Genomic DNA, 5413 nt, shown 5'->3' with positions numbered 1-5413 from the left:
TTTGATTTATGGTTTACATCTGTAGCCATTAGTCCAGATGCTCAATTAATTGCTGCTTGTAAAGCTTATCAAATATACATTTGGCGTTTAGGTTCATTAAATCCATTTCATACATTTGGTAAAACTCTTTTAAGTAATTTTTTAGATATTTTCGGGTTTGATTCAGTTGCTTTTAGTCCTAATAACAAAATATTAGCTGCCAATGATAATCAGAATATTAAATTGTGGGATATAGAAAGTGGCAAAGAAATTGCTAAATTATCTGGGCATTCTGATAAAGTAACCTGTGTTGTTTTTAATCCAAAAAAAGGACGAATTCTTGCTAGTTGTAGCTACGATAAAACTATCAAACTATGGGATATAGATAGTAAAATATGTTTAAGTACACTTACAGCACATAGAGACGCTATTTATACGCTAACATTTAGCCCAGATGGAGAAATATTGGCTAGTGGCAGCAATGACAATACTATTAAACTTTGGCATTTGAATACTGGACAAACACCTCAAACTCTGCGACAGCATTCAGATGCGGTTACTTGTCTTGTATTTAGCCCAGACGGTAAAACTTTAGTCAGTGGCAGTAATGATGAAACAATTGTAGAGTGGAAAATTCCCGAAAACGAATTACAAATTTTTCCTGAACGACATCGCAGAGGTGTGACATCGATCGCATTTAGTCCAAATGGAGAAACACTAATTAGTGGAGGAAGAGATCAGACGATTAAAGTTTGGAGACGATAAAATCAGGCAATGTTGACAACAGCGAGAAAAGAAAGCCACTTAGCTGCGATCGCCATCTAAACCTATATAAAAATTTACTGCTTGAACCATAATCAAAATGACTACCTCTGAAGAATTAAAAGCCATACTGGATCGCATAGTTAAACATCAGCAGACTGAGACTGATATTACAGTCCTGCGGCAATGGCTGATTGGTGGTAGTCAGATTGTTTCTCAGCAAGGGAAATATGCAGTCAACCTGGGACATGGGCAGGAAATTCACATAGGCGATCGCATTTACCAAGGTGCAGATACCGAAGTGATTCGAGAAATCGTCAGGTCTATCCTTGAAGAACTAAAAATCACTGGTCAATTTGCCACATCTCAAGAAATTTCGTCCCTATCCTCTCAGCAGATCGAGCAGTCTATTGATGAATTGGTACAAAACGTGCGATCGCGTCAGGGAATCTGGAGGTGTATACATGCCCTCAGCGGACATTCAGATTCTGTTTTCTCTGTTGCTATTAGCCCAGATGGAAAGATGCTTGCTAGTGGCGGTCGCGATCGCACGGTCAAATTATGGAACTTGACAACTGGAGAATTGCTAACTACTTTAACAGGACACTCCAGCCCAGTTCTTTCTGTTGACTTTAGCCCTGACGGACAAACTCTGGCAAGTGCTAGCAACATGGAGTTTCACGATGGTACTATCAAGTTATGGGATGTAGGTACAGGTAGACTTAGACAAACTTTAGGCAGTTCGTTAGTTTCTTTACGAACTAGTTGTGTTGCCTTTAGCCCGGATGGACAAACCCTTGCTACTGGACATTCTGACGCTGCTATTAGACTTTGGCATCACAGTAGCGGAAAAAAGCTACATACCTTAAGGGGGCATGGATGGGATGTGAATTCTGTTACCTTTAGCCGTAATGGGCGGTTCCTAGTAAGCGGTGGTCTTGATGGTGCAATTATGATTTGGAATTGGTGCAACAGGGAAAGAATACGGACTCTAAATCGCCCTTCCAACTTTTTTGGTTCTCTGGTAGCTTGGTTCGACAGTTCGGTAGGGTCAATTCGTTCAGTTGCTGTTAGTCCTGATGGAAAAACCATTGCTAGTGGAGGTAGTAATGTTGGTGATAATGGTGTTTTCAATTCACCAATAAAGTTGTGGAATACAAGCTCTGGGCATGAAATGCGTATTTTTACTGAACACACAGATTCTGTGAATACTATAGCGTTTAGTCCAGTAGAAAAAATTATTGCCAGTGGAGGTGAAGATAATACAATCCGAATTTGGAGTTATCAAACGGCAGAACTGATACAGACTCTTGAGCATTTAAGTCCTGTACATTCTCTTGCTTTCAGTTCCAATGCCAAAATTATAGTTAGTGGTAGTTATGATGGAAAAATTAGGATTTGGGGCGTATCTTCTTGATAAGAAAAGTAATTGCAGACTTAGAAATTGTCAACCCCAATTGCTTGAAAAGCTTGTTTAATGCCTTGGGCTAAAGGCTGTTTTTGTTGCTGTGTATATAGTTCAGCAGCTTTACGATAGGATGACAAAATTTCGCGGAAGTTTTCTACCTGACCATATTGATCTTTAATATTCAGAAGCACCCAGGCTAAATTATGGTAAGCTTCTGCATAATTTGATTTTAGCTGAACTGCTGTTTCTAGAGAGGAGCGTGCTTTTTTCCATTGTCCTAATCGTCCATATAAAGTGCCAAGACGAAATAAAACAAAAGCATGAGGGGAAAATTGCTGAGTATGAGTTTCGTAGGCTTGGATGGCTGCTTGAAAATTATGTAAATGTTCTTGAACAATTCCTTGATTTATTAATACCCAACCAGGAGCTTGTGATTTACGACTTGCTTGTTCAAAATCGGAAATAGCATTAGTCCATAAACCTTGTATAGCTGCTTTCCAACCTTTGAAACCCCAGCCAAAACTGTTGTCAGGTACTTGAATAATAAATTCTTGAATACGCCTTTCTACATCGCTTGCTTGCTTGGTAACTACTGCTTTATCTAAAGCAACAATTAAATAAGGATATATCCAATATTGTAATTCTTGAGAGTTTCTAGAAGAGCTTTGCTTTGACTTAAAAATTGCTTGGGTAGCAGCACGAATTCCTGATTTCCATTGCTCTTGATTTACGGCTATCCAAGCTTGTAATCCTAACGCAAAAGTACAGTTAGCATCAAGCTGAAGTGCTTTATTGACAGTCATCTCAGCTTGTTGCCAATTATCAGATTTACCCAAAGCCCAAGCTAAATTTGCTTGTATCCAAACCTCATGAGGAGCTAATTGTGCTGCTTGCTGTAGATTTTTTAATGCTTCTGACCAATTTGATTTACGACAGTTAACAAGTCCTAAAACTCCATAACTTCTACCATCATTTGGTTTTAATTGAATCGCTTTTTTGGCAGCAATTTCTGCCTTAGTTTCATCAAGATACAGTTGAACCAATGCCAGTTCGACTGCTGCTTCACCATTGTTTTGTTCACTATTGAGATATTTTTCGTAAACTATAACTGCTTCTGCTAATTTACCTTGTTTAACTAATTCCTGTGCTCTTTTTTGGCTAGGAGAGACAAATTTACCATTGAGAGCATCAATTAATTCATCAGCTGTTTGAAAGCGGTCTTCAACCCTCAATTGCATTCCTGTAAGGATAACTTTTTCAATTAGGGGACTAAGATTAGAACGTAATTGTCGAGGTGGAATAAGTTGTTCTGAACCATTAACTATATCTGTAGCAGCAGCAGGTAACTTTCCAGTTAATAATTCATACATTGAAGCACATAGAGCATAAATATCTGTTGCTGGGAAACGCTTACCTCGGTAGCTATATTGTTCTAAAGGCGCATAACCAGGTGTTAATGTCACGCTCATTTCGCGTGTTTGACCTGCTATAAATTCTTTTGTAGCACCGAAGTCAATTAATACTGCTCTATCTTGACTATCAATGAGAATATTATCTGGTTTGATATCTCTATGTAGTAAATTATTACCATGAATAACTTTTAAAGCTTCTGCTATTGTCAAAAAATAAGAATTCAGTCGATTTTCATCTAATACACCTTCATGTTGTAATATTTGGAATAAGGATTTTCCCGAAATAAATTCCATTACTATATAGGCAGTATTATTTTCTTCAAACCAATCATAAATTTTAGCAATATTAGGATGAGAACATTGATGTTGACAACTAGCTTCTAGTTGGAATTTATAAATTTGGTGTTGTTTTTGTAAAGGAGTAACTGAAGAAGGCCATGTAATTGTAGTTCCAATCCTAGCAGCTTTTTCTGGCCAGAGTTCTTTAATCGCTACCTGTGCTAAATTTTGTAAATAAAGTCCTTTATAAGTAATCCCAAAGCCACCTTCTCCCAGTACTTTTTCTATCTTGTATAGTCCTTGTTTTAATAAAGTACCATCAGATAAATGATATGCAGATACCGATTCATCTGAACTAGTAGTAGAAACAAAGGGTGTACCACAGGCAATACAGTTAATCGCATTGTCTGTATTGTCGGTGAGGCAAGTTGGACATTGAATAGACATTTAATTAATATGGTATATTGAAATTTTTATTATAAAATATATAGCGTTTTTTAATCTAGTGAAGTACGCTTTAAAAGCTACTTGTTTTGATATTAAAGGTTTGTGTGTACTTCAGTTGACTGGTAAAGGCTATAAAACAAGACATCCTCTATGTTTTAGTATATTTATTTCATCAAATGCTAGAATACACTGATTTTATATTATTAATAGTCTCTGTTGAATTTTCTGTTACTCTCATCAGGAATATTCCTTCTTTTACAGCTTTTAACCATAAATACTCAAAATGTTTTTCAACGTCATCAATTATTTCTCTATTAGCAATATGCAATGCTGGATATTCACTCCCCTTGGCATAGGTATCAGCAAAATACATCCATACAATACTACAATCTTTAGAATCAGAATAATAACCAATCGTAGAAAATAAATCTTTATGTAATTTAACTTCTATTGCTCCCTTAATTGGTATATTACGATGATGGTGATCCTCTAAAGAATTACAAAGGCTAGATAATTTATCTAAAAATACCTTTGCTCTGTTCCGATAGACATCTTTCGTAATATGTCCTGTTGTTTCTAAGCATTCTAATAATTTTGATTCAGGGTGTAAAATTAAAATTTTTAATTTGCAGCCAGAAATAACTTTATCTTTAATTTTTCTAAAATCTTCTGCACATAGCATACCTATTTCTGTTTCAAATAAACACAGCATTTTAATTTCATTACCTAATGTTGTTGCTTGAAAACTAATTTTAATTATTTCTTCATAATCTTCTTTTTTGGAATAAAAACCTTTAAGATATTTTGTTGCTTGTGTTCTTTTGAAGATTTCCTCTATCTCATTTAAAGTTTCTCGTTTTAAACCAAGATCAACTAACCATAGTAGTAGTAATGCTTGAAATATCTTTCCTCCTAAATCACTTATTACAGGAGAAAAATAACAAAAAGAAGATTCTTGGTTTATTTTACATTTTGGTTTTAAGTGATAATTATCAATTCCATATAAAATAATTGAAATTATAGAAATTAAAACTGTTTTTTTGATAATTTTTCTGCCAGTTTCAGTTAAGATTTGTAAAAATTTATTTTTATTATTTTTGTTCATTTCAGTTTCAATAATATGAAT

Annotated in this window: 4 protein-coding genes; 2 read left to right on the top strand and 2 right to left on the bottom strand. The window is 35.3% G+C overall.

Features of this window, described 5'->3' with window-relative positions; translation table 11 throughout:
- The coding region (locus GNE10_RS31615; RefSeq protein ID WP_185569891.1) for a WD40 repeat domain-containing protein at positions 1 to 744 on the top strand (744 nt) is incomplete at its 5' end.
- A gap of 97 nt (positions 745 to 841) precedes the next feature.
- Positions 842 to 2158 carry a WD40 repeat domain-containing protein gene (locus tag GNE10_RS31610; RefSeq protein WP_185569889.1) on the top strand — a complete coding sequence of 439 codons (1317 nt, stop codon included), beginning with the start codon at positions 842 to 844 and terminating at the stop codon, positions 2156 to 2158.
- 20 nt (positions 2159 to 2178) lie between these two features.
- On the opposite strand, the gene GNE10_RS31605 is transcribed toward GNE10_RS31610, so the two are convergent.
- Positions 2179 to 4287 (bottom strand): serine/threonine-protein kinase, encoded by a 2109-nt coding sequence (locus GNE10_RS31605; RefSeq protein ID WP_185569887.1) that lies wholly within the window; start codon positions 4285 to 4287, stop codon positions 2179 to 2181.
- A gap of 172 nt (positions 4288 to 4459) precedes the next feature.
- Positions 4460 to 5413: hypothetical protein (locus tag GNE10_RS31600; RefSeq protein WP_221643062.1), on the bottom strand; the 954-nt coding region annotated here is incomplete at its 5' end.

It is taken from the genome of Nostoc sp. 2RC, assembly GCF_014222165.1.
Taxonomy (GTDB): domain Bacteria; phylum Cyanobacteriota; class Cyanobacteriia; order Cyanobacteriales; family Nostocaceae; genus Nostoc; species Nostoc linckia.
This window is presented reverse-complemented; position numbering and strand designations above follow the sequence as displayed.

What these genes read in the sequence shown, in the direction of transcription:
- GNE10_RS31610 (WP_185569889.1), top strand. Translation starts at nt 842, where the DNA reads ATGACTACCTCTGAAGAATTAAAAGCCATACTGGATCGCATAGTTAAA.
- GNE10_RS31605 (WP_185569887.1), bottom strand. Translation starts at nt 4,287, where the DNA reads ATGTCTATTCAATGTCCAACTTGCCTCACCGACAATACAGACAATGCG.